Source organism: Rhizobium sp. B21/90 (assembly GCF_019355815.1).
GTDB lineage: Bacteria > Pseudomonadota > Alphaproteobacteria > Rhizobiales > Rhizobiaceae > Rhizobium > Rhizobium rhododendri.
Genome location: NZ_CP072162.1, coordinates 765,001 through 784,158 on the forward strand (window position 1 = coordinate 765,001; position 19,158 = coordinate 784,158).

At 59.3% G+C, this 19,158-nt stretch carries 14 protein-coding genes, 1 tRNA gene and 1 rRNA gene; 6 read left to right on the forward strand and 10 right to left on the reverse strand.

The window, feature by feature from the left end; translation table 11 throughout:
• Positions 1–55: 55 nt before the first annotated feature.
• Both rrf and J5278_RS03655 read left to right on the forward strand, forming a co-directional pair.
• A 5S ribosomal RNA gene (rrf, locus tag J5278_RS03650) occupies positions 56–170 on the forward strand.
• Positions 171–281: 111 nt separating this feature from the next.
• Positions 282–358: transfer RNA gene (locus tag J5278_RS03655), tRNA-Met, on the forward strand.
• Positions 359–543: 185 nt separating this feature from the next.
• On the opposite strand, the gene J5278_RS03660 is transcribed toward J5278_RS03655, so the two are convergent.
• From J5278_RS03660 to J5278_RS03700, 9 genes are all read right to left on the reverse strand, one after another.
• A complete protein-coding gene (locus tag J5278_RS03660; RefSeq protein ID WP_247748928.1) occupies positions 544–1,431 on the reverse strand; it encodes a Pnap_2097 family protein in 888 nt (295 codons plus the stop codon).
• Between the two features lie 3 nt (positions 1,432–1,434).
• Positions 1,435–2,706 carry an MSMEG_0569 family flavin-dependent oxidoreductase gene (locus tag J5278_RS03665; RefSeq protein WP_209182158.1) on the reverse strand — a complete coding sequence of 424 codons (1,272 nt, stop codon included), beginning with the start codon at positions 2,704–2,706 and terminating at the stop codon, positions 1,435–1,437.
• Positions 2,707–2,717: 11 nt separating this feature from the next.
• Complete coding sequence (locus tag J5278_RS03670) at positions 2,718–3,005, reverse strand: MSMEG_0570 family nitrogen starvation response protein (protein WP_209182157.1); 288 nt, start codon at positions 3,003–3,005, stop codon at positions 2,718–2,720.
• Positions 2,998–4,155, reverse strand: a complete 1,158-nt coding sequence (locus J5278_RS03675; protein ID WP_209182156.1) for an MSMEG_0565 family glycosyltransferase — start codon at positions 4,153–4,155, stop codon at positions 2,998–3,000. The genes J5278_RS03670 and J5278_RS03675 overlap by 8 nt, the downstream gene beginning before the upstream one ends.
• Positions 4,152–5,126: a sll0787 family AIR synthase-like protein gene (locus tag J5278_RS03680; RefSeq protein WP_209182161.1), complete on the reverse strand. Its 975-nt coding sequence runs from the start codon at positions 5,124–5,126 to the stop codon at positions 4,152–4,154. Before J5278_RS03680 ends, J5278_RS03675 begins: the two co-directional genes overlap by 4 nt.
• A gap of 2 nt (positions 5,127–5,128) precedes the next feature.
• Entirely contained in the window at positions 5,129–5,671 is a 543-nt protein-coding gene (locus J5278_RS03685) for an MSMEG_0567/Sll0786 family nitrogen starvation N-acetyltransferase (protein ID WP_209182155.1), read from the reverse strand.
• Positions 5,668–6,786, reverse strand: a complete 1,119-nt coding sequence (locus J5278_RS03690) for an MSMEG_0568 family radical SAM protein (RefSeq protein ID WP_209182154.1) — start codon at positions 6,784–6,786, stop codon at positions 5,668–5,670. Before J5278_RS03690 ends, J5278_RS03685 begins: the two co-directional genes overlap by 4 nt.
• On the reverse strand, positions 6,713–7,756 hold the full coding sequence (locus J5278_RS03695) for a Nit6803 family nitrilase (RefSeq protein WP_209182153.1): 1,044 nt from the start codon (positions 7,754–7,756) through the stop codon (positions 6,713–6,715). The genes J5278_RS03690 and J5278_RS03695 overlap by 74 nt, the downstream gene beginning before the upstream one ends.
• A gap of 83 nt (positions 7,757–7,839) precedes the next feature.
• Positions 7,840–8,322: an MSMEG_0572/Sll0783 family nitrogen starvation response protein gene (locus J5278_RS03700; RefSeq protein WP_142831556.1), complete on the reverse strand. Its 483-nt coding sequence runs from the start codon at positions 8,320–8,322 to the stop codon at positions 7,840–7,842.
• A 366-nt stretch (positions 8,323–8,688) separates the two neighbouring features.
• On the opposite strand from J5278_RS03700, the gene J5278_RS03705 reads away from it, so the two are divergent.
• The 4 genes from J5278_RS03705 (at position 8,689) to J5278_RS03720 (ending at position 15,474) form a co-directional block, all read left to right on the forward strand.
• Positions 8,689–10,092, forward strand: coding sequence for a PLP-dependent aminotransferase family protein (locus tag J5278_RS03705; RefSeq protein ID WP_209182152.1), 1,404 nt, complete (start codon positions 8,689–8,691; stop codon positions 10,090–10,092).
• Positions 10,093–10,238: 146 nt separating this feature from the next.
• On the forward strand, positions 10,239–11,960 hold the full coding sequence (poxB, locus tag J5278_RS03710; protein WP_209182151.1) for a ubiquinone-dependent pyruvate dehydrogenase: 1,722 nt from the start codon (positions 10,239–10,241) through the stop codon (positions 11,958–11,960).
• Between the two features lie 428 nt (positions 11,961–12,388).
• Positions 12,389–13,318 carry a substrate-binding domain-containing protein gene (locus J5278_RS03715; RefSeq protein ID WP_219258310.1) on the forward strand — a complete coding sequence of 310 codons (930 nt, stop codon included), beginning with the start codon at positions 12,389–12,391 and terminating at the stop codon, positions 13,316–13,318.
• Between the two features lie 20 nt (positions 13,319–13,338).
• Positions 13,339–15,474 carry a methyl-accepting chemotaxis protein gene (locus tag J5278_RS03720; RefSeq protein ID WP_209182150.1) on the forward strand — a complete coding sequence of 712 codons (2,136 nt, stop codon included), beginning with the start codon at positions 13,339–13,341 and terminating at the stop codon, positions 15,472–15,474.
• Positions 15,475–16,333: 859 nt separating this feature from the next.
• On the opposite strand, the gene J5278_RS03725 is transcribed toward J5278_RS03720, so the two are convergent.
• A complete protein-coding gene (locus J5278_RS03725) occupies positions 16,334–18,295 on the reverse strand; it encodes a methyl-accepting chemotaxis protein (RefSeq protein ID WP_209182149.1) in 1,962 nt (653 codons plus the stop codon).
• Positions 18,296–19,158 lie beyond the last annotated feature (863 nt).

The window sequence follows — 19,158 nt, forward strand, 5'->3', positions numbered from 1 at the left end:
AAAAAAGATTCAAGTGGCGATGCCACCCAGCTTCTCAAATGTTGCGCTTTGCCGACCTGGTGGTCATGGCGGGGCACCTGCACCCGTTCCCATTCCGAACACGGCCGTGAAATGCCCCTGCGCCTATGGTACTCCGTCTTAAGACGCGGGAGAGTCGGTCGCTGCCAGGTCTGCAAAACGCAACATAATTCTCATTCACATGCACACAACGACACAAAGTCGTTCCAAACCAACAAACCAATACCGTTTGCAACAACCCAAACGCAAACAACACGACTTTCCGCGGGGTGGAGCAGCCCGGTAGCTCGTCAGGCTCATAACCTGAAGGCCGCAGGTTCAAATCCTGCCCCCGCAACCAAATCCCAAACAAACAGCAATGCACTGCCCAGGACTATAAAGCCCGCGTCGTAATGACAGTGGGCCGTTTCGCGTTCGGGGTGCGGCCCCCACATCAGCGCCTCGCGCTTTGTTAACCATGGGGAGCCGGTATTCGCAACCCAAATCTCTCACTGCATGCATTACGGCGATTTCACCAGGCCCGCGTCATAACGAAGGCGGGCCGTTTGACGTTCCGGCAACTCCGTTACATCTGATGAACATCGTGGCGATGATTTTGCCTGTCGTTCGGCGGAGTTGACCGTGAAAGGTTTCAGTTTGGGCGTTGCAGCAGAGGAGGTCGAAAAAGACGTTTTCGTTTGTCTCTATGTTTCCGAGAAAGAAAACCTCGCGGTGGGTGGTTGGCGGCTTGTCTGGAATGAAAGTCTCGAGTGCGCGCTCGGCCATGGCCTGGAATTCTGCGAAATAGAATAGGCCTGCTCCGTTGAATTCCTGCGACGGGCTGGGCGTGAAGCCGAACGTCTGCAGCGGTTTCGCGGTGATGACGGGTAGGCCCCAGTGTCGGTCGAGGCGGCGGTTACGGAGATCGGTGGCAGTTTTTGAAAGCTGGCTGGGTTTGTAGATCTCCGGTCTGGGTTTGCTGACCGCGACACGGGCAATGGAGCGATTGCAGCCCTGGGTTCGCCGATGCACGAAGGTGGAAATCAGTTCGGCACCTCCGATGTGTCTGCCCTTGACGTGGAGTTCGTGGGTCGTGGACGTCTGCGTCATCGAGACTGCTGACAGCTTTGAGCGTATCGTCAGGATGTCGTTTGCCTTCACGTCGCCGAACCCCTCGGCTTTCAGCGAGGTGGCGCAAATGGCGGCGTAGGCTTCGTTTCCTTCGGCTGTTCGGAAATCGGCATTCTCCATGTCCAGTTCGCGCGCCAGCATCAGCCAGTGGCGATGCCCCAGTTCCTTCATCAGCCAGGTTTCCGACAGGCCGTACGGTGTCATGTGCGGCATTCCGATCAGGAGATAGGGATCGAGCGCGCGGTCCATCAGGTCACGCGTCGAGGGTCCCCGGAGCCCGGGCGTCCGCAAGGCAATGTTCATCGATCAGCCACTCGCCGCTTGCTTCAATGGGCTGCCAACCCGATCGAGATGGCTTGCCAAATGGCCGACGACATACTCGGCATCGCGGCCGACGGCGAGGAAGCGGCCGGAGCCCCAGGTCCAGAGCCAGGGAAGGCCTAGAACGTAGACGCCGGCGATGCCCGTGACGCCGCGTTGCTGCACGGGATAGCCCGTACCGTCGAAGATCGGCAGGCCGACATAGGACCAGTCTGGGGTAAATCCGGTCGCCCAGATGATGCAGGTGACGCCCTCGGCCTCGAGATCGAGTTCTCCTGGCTCGGCGTCGGGCTCCCACAGGGGAACATAAGGGCTGCCGTCTGGGGCTTCGATGCGCTTTTCAGCGATGTGGCGATCGATCAGGGCGTTGATGCCATTGTAGACGCGGTCGGCGTTGTCGAGGTTGGCCTTTAGGTTCGGCTCGAACAGCATTTTTCCGTCCGAGACGGCGGTCATCCGCCCGTAAAGCGACATTCCGTCGAGGGCGAACTTGCGCAGGTCGATGTCGCGTCCGCCATCCCGGCCTGTCAGATAGTGATTGGTATCGTGCTTCTTCTTCGTCATCCCGTCATGAGCGATGGTGATGTCGTATTGGCCGATATCTGCCAGCCAGTCGACGACGTCGCGGCCGCGATAGAAGCGGGCGCAGCGTGGCGCATTGCCGGTCACCATGTGGACCTTGCGGCCGGCGAGATGCAGGTCTTCGGCGATCTGGCAACCGGACTGGCCGGAACCGACGACGATGACGGTGCCCTCGGGAAGTTGCGCGGCATTGCGGTAATTTGCCGTATGGACCTGGGTAATCGTCGCGGGGAGCCGCTCTGCGGCGCGCGGCACGAACGGCCGGCTGTAGAGGCTTGTGGCAAGCACGACCGAATCTGCCGTGACAGTGCCGGCAGACGTTTCGAGGCGGAACACGTCGCCGGTCTTTTCGAGCGCCGTGACGCGCGTGCCTTCGAGGACGGGGGCATCCACCTTTTTCACGAAGCGCTCGAGATAGGCGAGGATTTCGTCCTTGACCATGAAACCGTGAGGATCGGGGCCGTCATAGGGATGGTCCGGAAGCTGGCATTGCCAGTTCGGCGTTACCAGGCAAAATGCATCCCAGCGCTCGTTTTTCCATTTGTGGGCCACTGTTTTCGCCTCGAAGACGACGTGCTCTATGCCGTGCTTCTTGAGGTAGTGGCTGGCGGAAAGGCCGGCCTGTCCTCCACCGACGACGACAGTGCTGTAATGGGTGTTGAGGGACCGGGTCATCGGATGTCCTTTCACAGGATGAAGCTTTTGCAGCGGATGCGGGCATCCTCGCCGGCAAGGAAAGGTTCGGCTGCGCTTTCGATGCGGGCGAGTTGGTCGTTTGCTGCCGAGCAGGCGAACCCATACTTCGCCTCGACTCGATCGCTGGCGATGGTCAGTGCCTTCCGACTGCGCTCGACAAAATCAGCCACCGGATAGCTTTCGCCCTCGGTAAGGAAATCGCGGATGATCAGCGATGGCGAATAGCAGGTCTCATCTGTGCCATCGGGCCAGGTGATCACGAAGCGCATTTCAGGCATTGGCTGCCTCCTTCAAGTTTGCATAGGTGGAAAGGTGGGCTTCGGCGACGCGGCGCCAGGAGAACCTGCCAGCCACTTCCAGTCCACGGGCGATGATGCCGTCGCGGATCTTCGGTACCAGCGACAGTGCCATGGCCTCGGCGATGGAGGCGGAATGGCGGGGGTCGCACCATATGGCGTCTTCGCTGCCGAGATATTCGGTAAACGGCGCAATGGAGGGGACGATTGCAGGCGTGCCGCTGGCCATCGCCTCCAGCACGACAAGTCCGAATCCCTCCTTCAGCGACGGGAACACCAGGGCGTCGGCGAGCCGATAGAGGTTCGGCATGTCGTCGTCGGACACCGCGCCGATGATGTGCACGGCAGAGGCATCGTCGTGCAGGCTGCGCAGGTGAGAGTGGAATTCCTCCTGGTAGGCGCTGTGGTCCAGCAGGGAGACGCCGCCGGCGATGACAAGTTGCGCATCGGGCTTGACGGCGCGCAACTGACGGAAGGCATCGAGGATTCCGATCGTATTCTTGCGCGCCTCGATGCCACCAATGCTGAGGAAAACGGGGCCGGTCTGCAGGCCGATACGATCGTGCAGTGCTGCCTGTTCGCCACTCCAGGCCGGGGCGAAGCGTTGGGTATCGACCCCGTTTCCAACGACGGTGGAAGTGACGCCGTGTTGTGCCTGCAAGGCTGTTTGCCAGAGGGTGCTGACTGCGAAAAAGGCGTCGGCGCTGGTGATGGAGCGGTCCTGCAGCGCCATGAGCCGCGGATCGGCGAACTGGTCGATATGGTGGACCGTGCGGGCAACGGCGGGGATCAATCCGCGTTCTTTCAGCCTCGCCAGTGCATTTCCGGAAATGCCGTCATGCGCGTGGAAAATGTCGAATTCTCCCGCGCCCGCTCGTTCGAAATAGCGGACGTAATCCTCGATGCGCTGCTCGACCATGGCCGTCATGTCCGTGGCTGCGAGTTGGACTGGAAAGCATGCGGTCTGGCAGGCGGGCGGGCGGAAAAAGCCGGTGCCTTTCGTATCGGGGGCGTGGAGCACGACCTCGTGCCCCGTCGCCGTCAATGCCTCGGAGAGCTGCATGGCGTGGACCACACCGCCGCGCGGGTTGGTGGAGTGCGTCAGCATGGCGATGCGCAAAGGCCGGGTCATGCCGCAACCTCGCCAGGCCGAAGTTGCATCAGGGGCGTTTCGGCGTGATCGCGGATGACGATCCGCTCGCTGCCATCGGTGATCGTCACCGTAGTTCCCACTGTCACCGTGCCGATGGCATCGGCAGCGATGCTGCGGGCGGCGAAAAGGGCGAGTACTGTCTCGAGGTTTTCCGGCGCGACCGACAGCAGGTAGCCGTAGCTGGGGAAGGTTGCGAGCCAGCGCTCGAGGCTGACGCCGTCGGGACTGCGGATTGCGGATACGTCGATGTCGATACCGACGCCGGAACATTCCGCCAGCATGATAGCCGTGCCGACGATACCGCCCTGGCTGATGTCCTTGGCGGAAAGGGCGAGCCCCGCTTCGGAGATCTGGGGCAGGATTTCGAGATCGCCGCGCAGACGTTCCGGAGGCGCGTCCGTTGCTGCCTCCCAGTTGTCGAATGGCGGGCGGTAGCGGCCGCGATGATCTATGGCGGCCACTAGCACATCGCCGGGTCTTGCATCGAAACTGGTCAGAAGCCGTTTTGCCCTGCCGAGGATGGCGACGGATAGCTGGCTGCGATCGGTGCGGATATTGGTGTGGCCGCCGACGATCGGCACGCCGTAGGCTTCCGCCGCTGCGCGCATGCCAGCGAGAACCGGGGCCGCGCCGGCCTCTCCATCTGCCCAGATGGCATCGACGACCGCCATCGGACGTCCACCCATTGCGGCGATATCCGATATGTTGACCATGACGCCGCACCATCCTGCAAACCACGGATCGGCAGCGACGAAAGCGTTCATGAAGCCCTCGATGGCAAACAGCAGGTATTCGTCACCATCCGGCAAGGCCGCGCAGTCGTCGCCAACCGGGACGGATTGCGTCTTGACGCCGAGAGCAGCTGTGATGGCGTCGATATCGTGCTTGGCAGCGATGCCTTTGCTGGCCCCTAGTGTCTCGGCGATTGCCTTGAGATCGATGGCTGGCATCGTCACGCGGCTCTCTTTGCAAGAGCGACGAAACCGGCTTTTGGCGTCGTGCACGGCGGATAGTAAGCGAGGTCCGCTTTCATGCGCAGATGCGGTTTTCCATATATCTCGAACTCTTCGACGACATCCCAATGAAGCCGGCGGAAGAGCAGGCCGTTCTGGATCTGCACGTTGGCGAGAAACGTGTGGCAGCCCATGGCGTTGGCGGAGGATACGGCGAGCTTGATCAACGTCGCGCCCAGCGCGCCGATCCTGCGGAAATCCTCATGCACGGCAAGTCGCGAGCCCCACCAGAGGCCCGGTTCTGCCTGATGGATTCGTACCGACCCTACGAGCCGGTCGGCAGCTATGCCGAGCATCGACAGAGCAACGATGGGGATGGCGTGATTGTCGATCTCATCGCGATCGTCGCCATCGAAGAGTTTCTGCTCACGGCAGAAGACGTCGCGACGAAGGGCATGGGCCCGGCGGCGCTCCCAGTCGGATGTCGCGAACTTCACCTGGAATTCACCGGTGCGGAAGGGTGCAAATGGTTCGATCATCATCTGGTCAGCATCCTTTCATAGGTCGAAAGAGCGGAGCAGGCGCCGCACTTGCCGCAGCCAGCCTTGATATCGACCGCCTTGAGGCCGCTTTCGACGAGCATCTTCGACAGCGGCCCGAGGATCGAATGCATGAATTCCGGTTTCGGGGCCGGGTGGCTTTCGAGAGGCGTTCCGGAGATCGGCACGAAGGGCACGACGAAGGGATAGACACCGATCGCGACGAGCTCCCTGCAGATATCGAGGATCGCTTCGCGCGTGTCGCCGAGGCCCGCCAGGATATAGGTCGAGACCTGGCCGCGCCCGAAGACATCGACCGCTGCCTTGAACGAGGCCATGTATTTCTCGATGCTGACCTGCGCCTTGCCGGGCATGATCCGCGCCCGCAGCTCGGGTGTGACGACTTCCAGATGCATTCCGAGCGCATCGACACCGGCGTCTTTCATGCGCGAAAACCAGATGTCGTCTTCCGGCGGTTCGCATTGTGCCTGGATCGGAATATCGACTGCGGCCTTGATGGCGCGGGCGCTTTCCGCAAGCACCGCAGCACCGCGGTCGTCGCTTTTCGGCGTGCCGGTCGTCATCACCATGTGCTTGACTCCATCGAGCTCGACGGCGGCCCTTGCGACCTCGGCAAGTTGCGCCGGCGTCTTGTGGGCGACGGTGCGGCCTGCCGCGAGTGACTGGCCAATGGCGCAAAACTGACAGGTTTTCGTCCGGCTCTGGTAGCGAATGCAGGTCTGCAGCACAGTTGTCGCCAGCACGTCGCGCCCATGGAGTACGGCGATCTGCGAGTAGGGGACGCCGTCTGCAGTCGACAAATCGTAGAAACGTGGACGCAGGGGAAAGGACACCTCGCCGATGACAACGCCATCGCGACTGATGCGGCTGTTTCCGGTCTCATCCGGCTTTTCCACGAGATAGGGGCTTTCGAACGCCGGCGCGGTGTGCACGGGGACCATCACCGTCATTCCGTCGATCGTCAGCGCCTTGTGGTCGGAAGGACCGGCGCCACCGCGACGGCTTTCGTGACCGGCCTTCGGATCAACCAGCCTGGCGCCGAACGACTGCAGCTCGTTGATCAGGGTTTCCGTCGAAAGCTGACGTGTGGTGTTCATCGATCGTGCTCCTTGCCGGTGCGGTTTCGAGAGAAGGATATGAGGTGACCATGGGAGAAGTCGGCCGGTCGTCGATCACCAGATGCAACAGCTCGGGGCGCGCGTAGTGACCGACCGAGTCCATCATCCGCTTGCGCTTGACGATCAGGCTCATGTCGAGATCGGCAATCAGGATGCCTTCACCCTCCGTAATCGGCGGAGCGAGGTGCTTGCCCTCGGGTGATATAATCGCCGTCATGCAGCCACCGCGCAGTGCTTTCTGCAGACCCTCGACCGGTGTGATCGAGGCGATCTGTTCGTCTGACAGCCAGCCGGTGGAATTCACGACGAAACAGCCGCTTTCCAGCGCGTGGTGACGTATGGTCACCTCCATCTGGTCGGCAAAGATCGGACCGACCATGGAACCGGGAAATTGCGCGACGTGAATTTCCTCGTGCTGGGCCATCAGCGCGTAGCGGGCGAGCGGATTGTAATGCTCCCAGCAGGCCAGCGCGCCAACACGACCGATGCTGCTGTCCACGACCTTCAGGCCGGACCCATCGCCTTGTCCCCATATCATCCGCTCATGGAAGGTCGGGGTGATCTTGCGTCTCTTCAGAATGAGGGTGCCATCTGCGTCGAACACCAGTTGCGTATTGTAAAGCGTGCCCCGATCCCGCTCGTTGACGCCGAGAGCGACGACAATGCCGTGCTCGCGCGCGGCCGAGGCAACCGCATCCGTTGTGGCGCTCGGGACGGTGACAGCTTCTTCATAGAGCCGGACATGCTCGCGGCCGGACAGGACAGGCGGCAGCACGAAGGAAAAGTAAGGATACCAAGGGACGAACGTCTCGGGAAAGACGATCAGTTCGGCGCCCTTCGAGGCGGCTTCGCGGATCGTTTCCAGCACGCGGGCGAGCGTCTTGTCCCGCGAGGTCAGGTCCGGTGCAATCTGCGCGGCTGCTGCCCGGACAGTTCTGCTTTTCTCCATGACGAATTCCTTGGATTGAGGGAAGGAGGCGAAGGCGATCCGCCTCCCGGGATGGACTGCCGAGATCGGCAGCGCTTGCTGGGTCAGAGCGTCCAGGTGTCGAGAATGACCGCGCCGGCGCGCCGGTGGATCAACATCAGGTCGAGCACATCCAGCGGACTGATGGGCGTGATCCCCGGGATCAGTGCCGGCTCTCCGTGGCCATAAAGGGCCTGCAGCGCGAAACGGCAGGCATAGACCTTGCCGCCTTCCTCTAGGAAACCCTTGATCTGGTTATTGAAATTGAGGTGCCCCGGAAAAGCTTCGGCGCCGAGCTTGGGGAAGCCGCGCTGGATGCCGAGCGTCACGCCCGGGCCGTAGAGCAGAATGGACGTGTCGTAGCCCTTGCGCTTCAGGCGTTTGGCCTGCAGCAGGTTGACGAGGCCGATGGACCCTTCGAAGGCGACGGTGTGGAAGGTGACGAGCGCTTTTTCGCCCTCGTTGGCCTGGATGTCCTCAAAAACCTTTTCTTCGTAATCGACGAAGAAGTCTCCGTCGGCGTGGGCCGGTGCTGTGATTGCTGGCATGTTTGGCTCCTGTTTTGACGTCGGCCCTGCGATGGGCGCCATCTTTCATTTGCAAAGGACGTGCCAGTACGCTTTATGCCTAATATACGTTCAAAAGGGCCAAAATTGCAGTCAATAAACCAGTCAATTTTTCAATCCGAGCGATTGCCTCGTCATATCCAAGGCAATCGTCTGCCAAAAATCCGTGCTTATCGAACTACTTTTGGTGCAGTCAATATACAGTCAATAAAAGCTTGAGGCGTCGCGGGCGCGAGACTGGAAGGGCCTACGTGCGATATAATTACATTTTTACGTGGCTGGTGTGGTTGACACGTCGGATCTGGAAAGCAACAATTTGCAGTCAATCTTGCAAAACCACGAGCATCCATGAAAACCTGGCTCCCAGATCTCTCCCGCAGCAACGGTCCCCGCTACATGGTGATCGCCGACGTCATCGAAATGGATTTGAGAAGCGGCAAGCTTCTGGTCGGCGACAGGCTTCCGCCACAACGCGAACTCGCAAAACAGCTGTCGATGGATTTCACCACGGTGGCACGCGGTTATGTCGAGGCGCAGAAGCGCGGTCTTGTCACCACACATGTGGGACGCGGGACCTTTGTGACGGGTGGACGGGAAAAAGAACGGCGCGGGTTCATCGCCGATGCCGCGCTCGATAGCCGGCGCACATCCGTCGTCGATTTCTCGATGAACATGCCGCCGGAGCCGGAAGATCCGGCTCTTCTCGCCCGCATGCAGGAAGGGCTTTCCGCTGTTGCCACCAACCTGATCCCGCTGTTGCGCTATCAAGGTTTCGGAGGTGCCGGGATCGACAAGGAAGCGGCGGCGTCTTGGCTTAGTCGGCGCGGTCTGGTGCCGTCCCAGGAGCGAATCTTCGTAACGCCCGGAGCACATCCGGCTCTTCTGGCGATTTTCGGGCTTCTCGCCAAGCCGGGCGAAACGGTGCTTTCGGAAAATATCACCTATCCCGGCATGCGTTCGATCGCAGCCCAGCTGCGCCTCAATCTGGTCGGCCTGCCAATGGACGAGCTAGGCATTATTCCGGCCGCATTCGCCGAGGTCTGCAAGACCGGCAAGCCGAAGGCGCTGTATCTCAATCCCACGCTGCAAAACCCGATGACCCTGACCATTCCCGAGAAGCGCCGGGAAGAAATCTGCGCGGTCGCCCGCAAATATCATGTCCCGATCGTCGAGGACGATGCCTACGGGTTCATTCCCCTGCACAGTCCGGCACCGCTTGCCGCCATGGCGCCGGATCTCACCTGGCATATCGGCGGATTGGCAAAGTGCATCGGCGCAGGCCTACGTCTCGCCTATGTCGTGGTGCCGGATACCAAGGCTGCGTGGCCCTTCGCCAGTGCCATGCGTGCGGCAAGCGTCATGGCGTCGCCGTTGTCTGCCGCCCTTGCCACACGCTGGATCGAGGACGGAACGGCCGACAGCATCCTTCGCTTCATCCGCACCGAGGCCGCAGCCCGCCAGGCGCTTGTCGCGGAACTCCTGCCGCCGGGGAGCTACAAGAGCGATCCCATCAGTTTCAATATATGGCTTCCGCTCACCGGGGGATGGACGCGTTCGACGTTCGGGACACATATGCGCTCATCCGGCATAGGCGTCGTTGCCAGCGATGCATTCACCGTCGACGGTCCGGCCGAAGAGGCCGTCCGCGTCTGCCTCGGCGGCCCGATCCGTCGCGATACGCTGAAAGGCGCGCTGGAATTCATGGGGCATGCGCTCGAAGGTTCGCCCCAAACGGCCGGCGCTTTCTTCTGACCGACTTGCCGGCCGCAGCCCTGCAAGCCTGAGCTTGGGGTTCCTGGCTATAATGCATCCCCGATATGCGTTTTACGCGCGTGCGAGCTGCCTTGCCGTCCAGCGGAACCCGCCTAGGTTATTTTGAAACCAGACAGGAGAGTTCGATGTCAAGAACGGTGGCCGATTACATCGCAGAGGCCCTCCAGCAGCAGGGGGTGAAGCGCATCTACGGCGTTGTCGGCGATTCCCTGAACGGCTTTACCGATTCTCTCAGGCGCCTGAAGACGATCGACTGGGTGCACGTCCGTCACGAGGAAGGTGCTGCATTCGCAGCCGGTGCCGAGGCGCATCTGACCGGCGAACTCGCCGTTTGCGCAGGCAGCTGCGGCCCCGGCAACTTGCACCTCATAAACGGCCTTTTCGACTGCCACCGCAGCGGGGTGCCGGTGCTCGCAATTGCAGCGCATATCCCGAGCTCGGAAATCGGTATCGATTACTTCCAGGCAACGCATCCCGAGCATCTGTTCAGGGAATGCAGCCACTATGTCGAGCTGGTATCGAATCCCGACCAGCTTCCGCAGATCCTTGCCCGGGCGATGAGGGTGGCGGTTGGCAGGAAAGGCGTGGCAGTCGTCGTCATTCCGGGCGACGTCGCCCTGAAGCAGACCAAGGCAGTCGTGCCGGCGTGGCTCACGCCGATGATGCCGAAGGTGATCCCCGACGCGTCGGAGGTCGCCAAGCTCGTGGAAATCCTGAATTCCTCGAAAAAGGTGGCTTTGATGTGCGGCGCGGGGTGCGCCGGGCTGCATGACGAGGTCGTCGAGCTTGCAGCCCGGCTGAAAGCTCCGATCATCCACTCGCTCCGGGGCAAGGAATATCTGGAGTACGACAACCCCTACGATGTCGGCATGACCGGCCTCGTCGGCTTCTCCTCGGGCTACGCTGCCATGAAGGAATGCGATGCATTGCTTCTGCTCGGCACCGATTTTCCCTATCGTCAGTTCTATCCCGAAAAGGCGCTGATCGCGCAGGTCGATGTCCGGCCGGAAGCGCTGGGCAACCGCTGCAGGCTGGATGTCGGCATACTGGGCGATGTGGGGTCGACGTTGAAGCTGCTGATGCCCCATCTGACGGAAAAGACCGACCACCGCTTTCTCGACAATGCGCTTGCCCACTACGCGAAGGCGCGCAACGAACTCGATGCGCTGGCGGTGCCCGATCCGGAAAGCGGCACAATCCATCCGCAATATCTGACGCGGTTGGTTAGCGAACTGGCGGCCGAGGACGCCATCTTTACCTGTGACGTGGGAACCCCGATCGCCTGGACGGCTCGCTATCTCAAGATGAACGGCAAGCGCCGGCTGGTCGGCTCCTTCAATCACGGCTCTATGGCGAACGCTCTGCTGCACTCCATCGGTGCCCAGTCAGCATTCCCAGAACGCCAGGTCATATCGATGTCGGGCGATGGCGGTTTCACCATGATGATGGGCGACTTCATCACCCTTACCCAGATGCAGCTGCCGGTCAAAGTCATCGTCCTCAACAACGGTACGCTTGGCTTTGTCGAGATGGAAATGAAGGCGGGCGGGTTCCTCGATGTAGGCTGTGACCTGAAGAACCCCAACTTTGCGGCGATGGCTGAAGCCATGGGCATAAGGGGTATCCGGGTGGAGAGGCCGGAGGATCTGGAAGCAGCGTTGCGGGAGGCACTGGCCCATGACGGTCCGGTGATCGTCGATGTGGTCAGCGCCCGGCAGGAGCTGGTGATGCCACCGAAGACCACATTCGGCGAGGCCTTCAATTTCGGCCTCTTCATGATGGCTGCGGTGCTTGACGGAAGGGCGAACCAGCTCGTGGACCTTGCGAAGACGAACCTAAAACGATGATCGCCCCGGATGCCTGCCGCAGACTATCCTCTCTTACGACAGCATGCGGCATGGCTGGAGTGAGCACCGCATTCCGCTGTGCGTGATACACCGGGCCTCCCTTGTTGTAGATACGGGCGCCTATCCACGAAGATATCCAAATTTTTAAGATAATTTAGTGCTTATCCTGATACTCGCTGCAATATACCGGCAGCATCCATATTTCCGTATTCATGGAATGCTTCGTTGTCGGCGTATCACTGGTAAATAAGCGCATGATATATTTTAATTATGCTCTCTAAAAATTGACATTTATCATGAAGCTACAACGACAAAGTCGTTTGTTATTTTAATAACATTAACTTCAAGTTCGTTAAAAATTGAAATCAACATTTACTTAAATAATTTGAACCAGTGTGCGGAAAAGAACGTCGCAACTGGTGATTCACATGTGTAAAATTCGCCTCATCCTAACTATAGCTTGTCTCTATTCCAGTGCCGCCTCGGCTGAGACCATCGGTGTCTCCATGGCCAATATGGACAAGTTCCAGACGGCGCTTGCCGCTGGCATCACCGATCACGGCGCAAAGATACCCGGGGTCAAGATCACGATGGAAAGCGCCGGTGGCGATGCCGCAAAGCAGATGGAAACCGTCAAAAAATTCGTCGCGGACGAGGTCGACGCGTTGATCGTCGGTCCCGCTGACGGTGACATGGGTGCCGAACTTTCCAAGATCGCCAGCGATGCAAAAATTCCGCTGGTCTACGTCAACAACGAGCCAGCCAACCTCGCCGAACTCCCGGAGAAGCAGACCCTCGTCGCCTCGGACGAGAAAGATTCCGGCACGCTCCAGACAAAGGAAGTGTGCCGGCAACTGCATGGCAAGGGCAATGTGGTCATCCTGATGGGGGAGCTGTTTCATGCGGCGGCTCGCAAGCGGACGGAAGATGTTGCCGAAGTGCTGGCGACGGATGACTGCAAGCAGATCCATGTCGTCGAGCGGCAGGCGGCAAACTGGTCGCCGCAGCTTGCCGAATTTCAAATGCAGGAATGGCTGACTGCCGGCGTCAAGTTCGATGCCGTGATCGCCAACAACGACGAGATGGCTCTGGGAGCAATCAAGGCCTTGAAGAAGGCCAACGTGCCGATGAATAAAGTGGTGGTCGCCGGGGTCGATGCCACCGATGACGCACTGGCCGCCATCGTGCGCGGTGATCTGGACGTTACGATCCTGCAAAACGCGGCAGGGCAGGGTTCAGGATCGGTGGACGCGGCGCTGAAACTGATCAAGGGCGAGAGCGTGCCGAAGACAATCTACATCCCGTTCGAACTCGTGACCGCCGACAACGTCGCCAAATATCTGCCTAAGAGCCAGTAAGATAGCCAAGGATCAATCACATGAAAATCTGGAAAAAATTGGGTATCCGGACCCAAATTACCGTTGGCTTCCTGCCTCTTATCCTGCTGATGAGCGTATTGTCGCTGAGCGCGATCAATGGCATGAGCGGTCTCGCTTCGATGTTCACTTCCTACCGCGCCACCGCTGGACAGAGCGTCGCGGTCTCGGACTACAGCAACAGGCTGCACGAAATCCAGCTGGCCGCAGAAAGCTTCCGTACTAATCCCAGCGCCGCCGTCGTCCAGTCTTTCAAAGAAGGCGTGAAGGCATTTTCGCTTGACGACCCGCGTCTGTCCGGCAACCGGGAACTGCAGCAGCAGATGGTCGAGATCCGTGCGGAGATCGGCACCTACAGCCAGGCCTTCGAAAAGATCGTCGCACTCCACACCAAGCGAGATGCGCTGATCGGCAAGGTCACCCAGTTCGGACCATGGACGAGCATAGCGCTGAACGACGTGATGCGCAGCGCTTGGAGACAGGGTGACGTCAGCACCCTTCATCTGGCGGGCGACGCTCTGGAGGCATTCAACCGAAGCCTCTATTTCTCCGAACGCTTCGTCCACGCCGACGATCTCCAAGCCTATGAAAGTGCACAGGCTGCGCTGAAGGAGGCGGTCGACCGCAATACGGCGCTCGGAAAAATCGCGCCTAACGAATTGCAGCAAAAGCGTATCGCCGGGGCTGCTCGCCTCATGCAAAACTACACCGCCCGTCTCGGCGACGTGAAGGATGTGCTGCTCGCAAGCAATGCGATCCGGCAAGGCGAGCTCGATGTCCTCGCCCCGAAAATTGCCAGTGGCTTCAAGAACCTGCAGTCGACGATCACCAACTCGCAAACGGCGCTGGACGGCTCGGTGGAAAGCACCGTGCAATCCGCCACGACGAAGACGCTGGTCATCAGCGCGATGCTCATTCTCGTTGGGTTGGTTCTCTCCTACGCCATCGGCCGCCTCATCTCTGCGGCAGTGCGCAGCATGGCGCTTGCCATGGAGAGGTTGGCACGCGGCGACGATACCATCGCCGTCGAAGGCACGGAATACCAGCACGAGCTAGGCGCCATGGCGCGATCGCTGAAAATCTTCCAGGAGACCGGCCGCGCCAAGCTGATCGCGGAAGCAAACGCCGAGCGCAGCCGCATTGCAGCGGAAGACGAGAGGCTCCGTCAGGAATCCGAGCGTCTGTCCGATGCACGCTCCATGGAGCACGCTTTCCAGCAGATTTCAGCCGGGCTCGACGCGCTGTCGCAAGGCGATCTGACGGTCCGCGTCGGGGCGGTGGACGCCCGCTACGAGACGATCCGCGACCATTTCAACAACTCCGTCGCATCTCTTGCAGAGGCAATCCAGTCGGTCATCCATGCCGTCAGCACGATCCGCTCCGGACTGAGTGAAATCTCCACGGCCTCGAATGATCTCGCACGGCGAACAGAGCAACAGGCAGCCTCGCTCGAGGAGACCGTTGCTGCACTCGGAGACGTGACGCGTGGCGTGAACGGAACTGCGGAGGGTGCAAGCCTTGCACAGACGACAGTTGCGACCGCTCGTATCAACGCCGAGAAGGGTGGCGAGATCGTCGCAAGCGCCATCGAGGCCATGACGGAAATCCAGGCTTCCTCGTCGAAGATCGGCAATATCATCAGCGTTATCGACGAAATCGCCTTCCAGACCAACCTGCTTGCGCTGAACGCAGGTGTCGAGGCAGCGCGCGCCGGTGAGGCCGGCAAGGGCTTTGCTGTCGTCGCACAGGAAGTCCGCGAGCTCGCCCAACGCTCCGCCAGCGCTGCAAAGGAGATCAAGACTTTGATTTCCGCCTCGTCGACGCAGGTGGCCACGGGTGTCAATCTCGTCAGCCAGTCCGGCGTTTCGCTTCGGGAAATCGTCCAGCAGGTCGTCGCTATGAGCGGAACCGTCGGTGAAATTGCGACGAGCGCACGCGAACAGGCCTCCAGCCTCCGCGAAGTTTCTGCCGCAGCGGACCAGATGGACAAGGTCACCCAGCAAAACGCCGCCATGGTGGAAGAAACGACCGCCGCAGCCCAAGGCCTGAGCCAGGAAACGGAAAATCTCGCCAACATGATCGGCCGTTTCCGCACCCAACGCTCCCACGGCCACCAACCCTTCGCCCTGGCATCGTAACCCCAGGCAGTCGCCCGGCTATCGAGGCCGGGCGAGCTTGCCTCGAGGTTATCGGGGAACAATTCCTTGCACGATCCGTGCTGCATTCTTCGAAGTAAATGGCGGACACTCGCCCGTCATCAAAAGCTCTTCAGCCGCGTGAATAGCATGTCTAGTGGTGAGCTCTGCGCCCACTTCCGCTACATGCAGCCATAAGCGCATCCGGGAGCTTGGGTCACCCAGTTAACCAGCCGCACGCCCCAGGCGAAGCCGGGCCTGAAACCGATTGACCCTGCTCATGCGCGGTTAACCGCCGCTGCCGATGCCACCCTGAGAGGGTTACGCTCGAAAAACCTGAACCTGCAAACATCGGCAGGACACTTGCTTCACCGCTCGCAGCATCACCAGGTCTCCCGAAGTTATGGTGATGACTGCAGGCGATGCCGCGCCTCGGCTATCTCAACCTCGCTTCGGTCCTTCCCGGGCTTCTGGCTCGCCATGTCGTTATTTGCCGCGGTGCCCAACTAGCAGTCCCGCCGGCCGAGCATCGCCGACAGAGCCGTCTCTGGCTTGGGGCCCTCATCACCAGTCCGTATTTATTCTACCATCGTCGTGACTGTCGCGTGGATCGGCTTGGCTGAAGGCGGCAGGCATTCGACTGCAACCTGAATGCCGCTCATTGCTGTCGTCGAGTGACGCGCTCGAGGGAGAGATCTTCCCGCACCCCAACAAGACGAAAGCAGCCCAAGGCTGCCGTGGCTGAGATCAAGGCGGCTTTTGCGACGCCTTTATGGTGGCGCGGCTGGAGAGATGAAACGCGAAGGGCCCGTATCGGTGATACGGGCCCTTCGGAGTGGCTGACAGGCCCTTGGGCTTGGTCTCAGAACTCTTCCCAGCTTTCGGCTTTGGCGGCGGTGTTGAGGCCGAAAGCTTTTGCGACCTGGCCTACCATGCGTCTTGCCGGCGATGAGACGGGCTTTTGGCCGGCGTGGATCGGGGTTGGAGCATGGCTGGTGATTCTGCTTTTGGTGCTTGTCGTGGAGGGAGCGCTGCGTCCGAGCTGGAACTGGCTGATCAACTGGCGAAGCTTGTCGGACTCGTCTGCTAGCGAGACGCTGGCCGCCGTGGCTTCCTCGACCATCGCGGCGTTTTGCTGCGTCACCTGGTCCATCTGGTTGACGGCCGTGTTGACTTCGGCAAGTCCGATCGACTGTTCCCGCGAGGATGTCGCGATAGCGTCGAGTTGGGTGTTTATCGAAATGACCTGACCTTCGATGATCTTGAGGGCTTCGCCAGTGGCGGTCACCAGTTTGACGCCGCTTTCGACTTCGGTTGCCGAATTGCGGATCAGACCCTTGATTTCCTTTGCTGCCTGCGCTGAGCGTTGAGCCAGTTCACGCACTTCCTGCGCGACAACGGCAAAACCCTTGCCGGCCTCGCCGGCACGTGCCGCCTCGACGCCTGCATTCAGGGCGAGAAGGTTTGTCTGGAAGGCAATTTCGTCGATGACGCCGATGATGTTCGAGATCTGGGTGGAGGATTGCTCGATCCGCTGCATGGCATCGACAGCATTGGAGACGACCTCGCCGGATTGACGGGCTGACTGGTTGGCCTCGATTGCCACCGAGCGGGCTTCTTCGGCACGCTTGGAGGAATTGGCGACATTGGTGGTGATCTGATCGAGGGCGGCTGCAGTTTCTTCAAGGGCCGCAGCCTGCTGCTCGGTCCGCTTGGAAAGGTCGTTGGCGCTCTGGCTAAGCTCGCGGGAGCCGCTGTCGATCGAGCCGGTTGCCTGGCTCACAGACGAGAGTGTCTCGCGAAGGCGTTCGACGGTGTTGTTGAAATCCGACCGCAGGCCTTCGAAGGCAGCCGCAAACGGTTCGTTGAGCTGGAAGGTGAGGTCGCCGCTGGAGAGATGCTGCAAGCCTTCGCCAAGACCGGACGTGGCCTGCGCCATCTCGCTCGCACGCCTCTGGTCCGCCTCTGCAGTGCGGGCACGTTCGGCTTCGCTTGTGTTACGGACAGTGGCTGCTTCCTGCTCCAGCTGGAGGCTGCGCAGACCGTTGTCCTTGAAGACCTGAACGGCCTTTGCCATCGTTCCGACTTCGTCACGGCGCTCGGTACCGGCAACGTTCGCAGACAGATCGCCACCGGCGAGCGTCCCCATCGTCTCGGCGAGGCCCCGGATCGGCATCACAAGCCACGAACGGATTGCAAAGAAGCCAATCGTAAGGACAACCAGAAGTCCGCCGACAACACCGACGATGGTGAGAACTGCCGTGTGATTGGACGATACAGTGAGGTCGTCGCTATTCTGGCTGCTTGCAGCAGAGATAGTGTCCACCATTTGCGTGAAACGCGGCAACAAGGTTGCGAAACCTGGCTGGCATTCTTTCAGGAATACTTCCTGGCTCGCCGAAATATCGTCCGCCGTCGTTGATTTCTTGGCAAGAGCAACTGTGTTGCCGCACGTATTATCGATCAACGCCAGGCTATCCGCCTTGAGGGACGGCGCGTCCTTGTATGAAGGCAGGGCTGCGATCGCCAGATCCATGTACTTGATAAAATTATCATGTTGGGTCTGGAATTCCTTCGAAGCCTTCGCGTTGGCTTCATCCGACCGGGCTATCAGCAAGTCGCCGATTGCAGCGCGTGAGCCCTGCAGGGCTCTGTTTGCGCGAGCGGAGTACAGCGCAGCAATTGTCTCGTGATCCAGAAGATTACTGTAGGCCGTATCGGTTGCCTTGATCTGGAAAGCAGCATAACTCGCCACCCCGATGGCAAAGACGCCGAACAACGCCATGATGGACAGGAATTTTCCAATAATCGAGATATTTTTCATGATAACGACCCGTCGCTTGCGCCATAATTCGTAAAGTTATTTAAGAACCTTCTAGATGACTAAAATGAAGAATAAGTTTATTTTAACTTACGAACATACAGGGTCGATTAACCTTAAAGTCGTTGCTACGTCCCCGATGAACCATCACGGACGGACCCTCAGGCGATAAGACGATACTTTCCGTTACTGCCGGAGAGCCTTTGATCACGGGGATGCGAGGCGGCAAAGCCGGCGGCGACGGGCAAGAAGCAAGGCTGATATCGTCATCGTAGTTCGATATGTTCAACCGCTTTTTGAGAAGAAGAGCGGATATGTGACGCTGCTTTTCTGATGTCGAGAGATGAACGCTAAAGCGGCAGGAATGGCGTTGGGTCATTCTATTTTCGAACGATTGCTCCAATCAAAGAAACGTGCCGATCCTCAAATTTTTATATTTGCCTTGCGAAATAACTCCGGACTTGGAGGTGAGTCAGGATCATTGGTGCTGGTTTAACTCTTGGATGGCAGAGTCCGGATATATGAGCGGTAGTTTAATGGGCCTATTCTAAAAATATAAATGCTTATTAAAGCGGCAAAAGAGCAGTAGGAAGGCAGTCATTTTGAGCCGCAATTCATAGCTGATATCAGGGATAAATTTGGTTCTGCTAGGCGCGGGAAAAACTATTGTGCTGCAACTATCTTTTTTCGTGTGATTTTGAGCCAAAACAACCATGGGAATTAACTACTTTTATAAAATAGCATTATCGAGAAAGTGGCTTCTAATTAAAAATTTTCATCTAAAAATACGCCTAAATTAGTAAAATTTCATTTTTTATGGCGGTTTATGCGACGCATATTCTAATGCGGTATTTTAGTAAAAATCG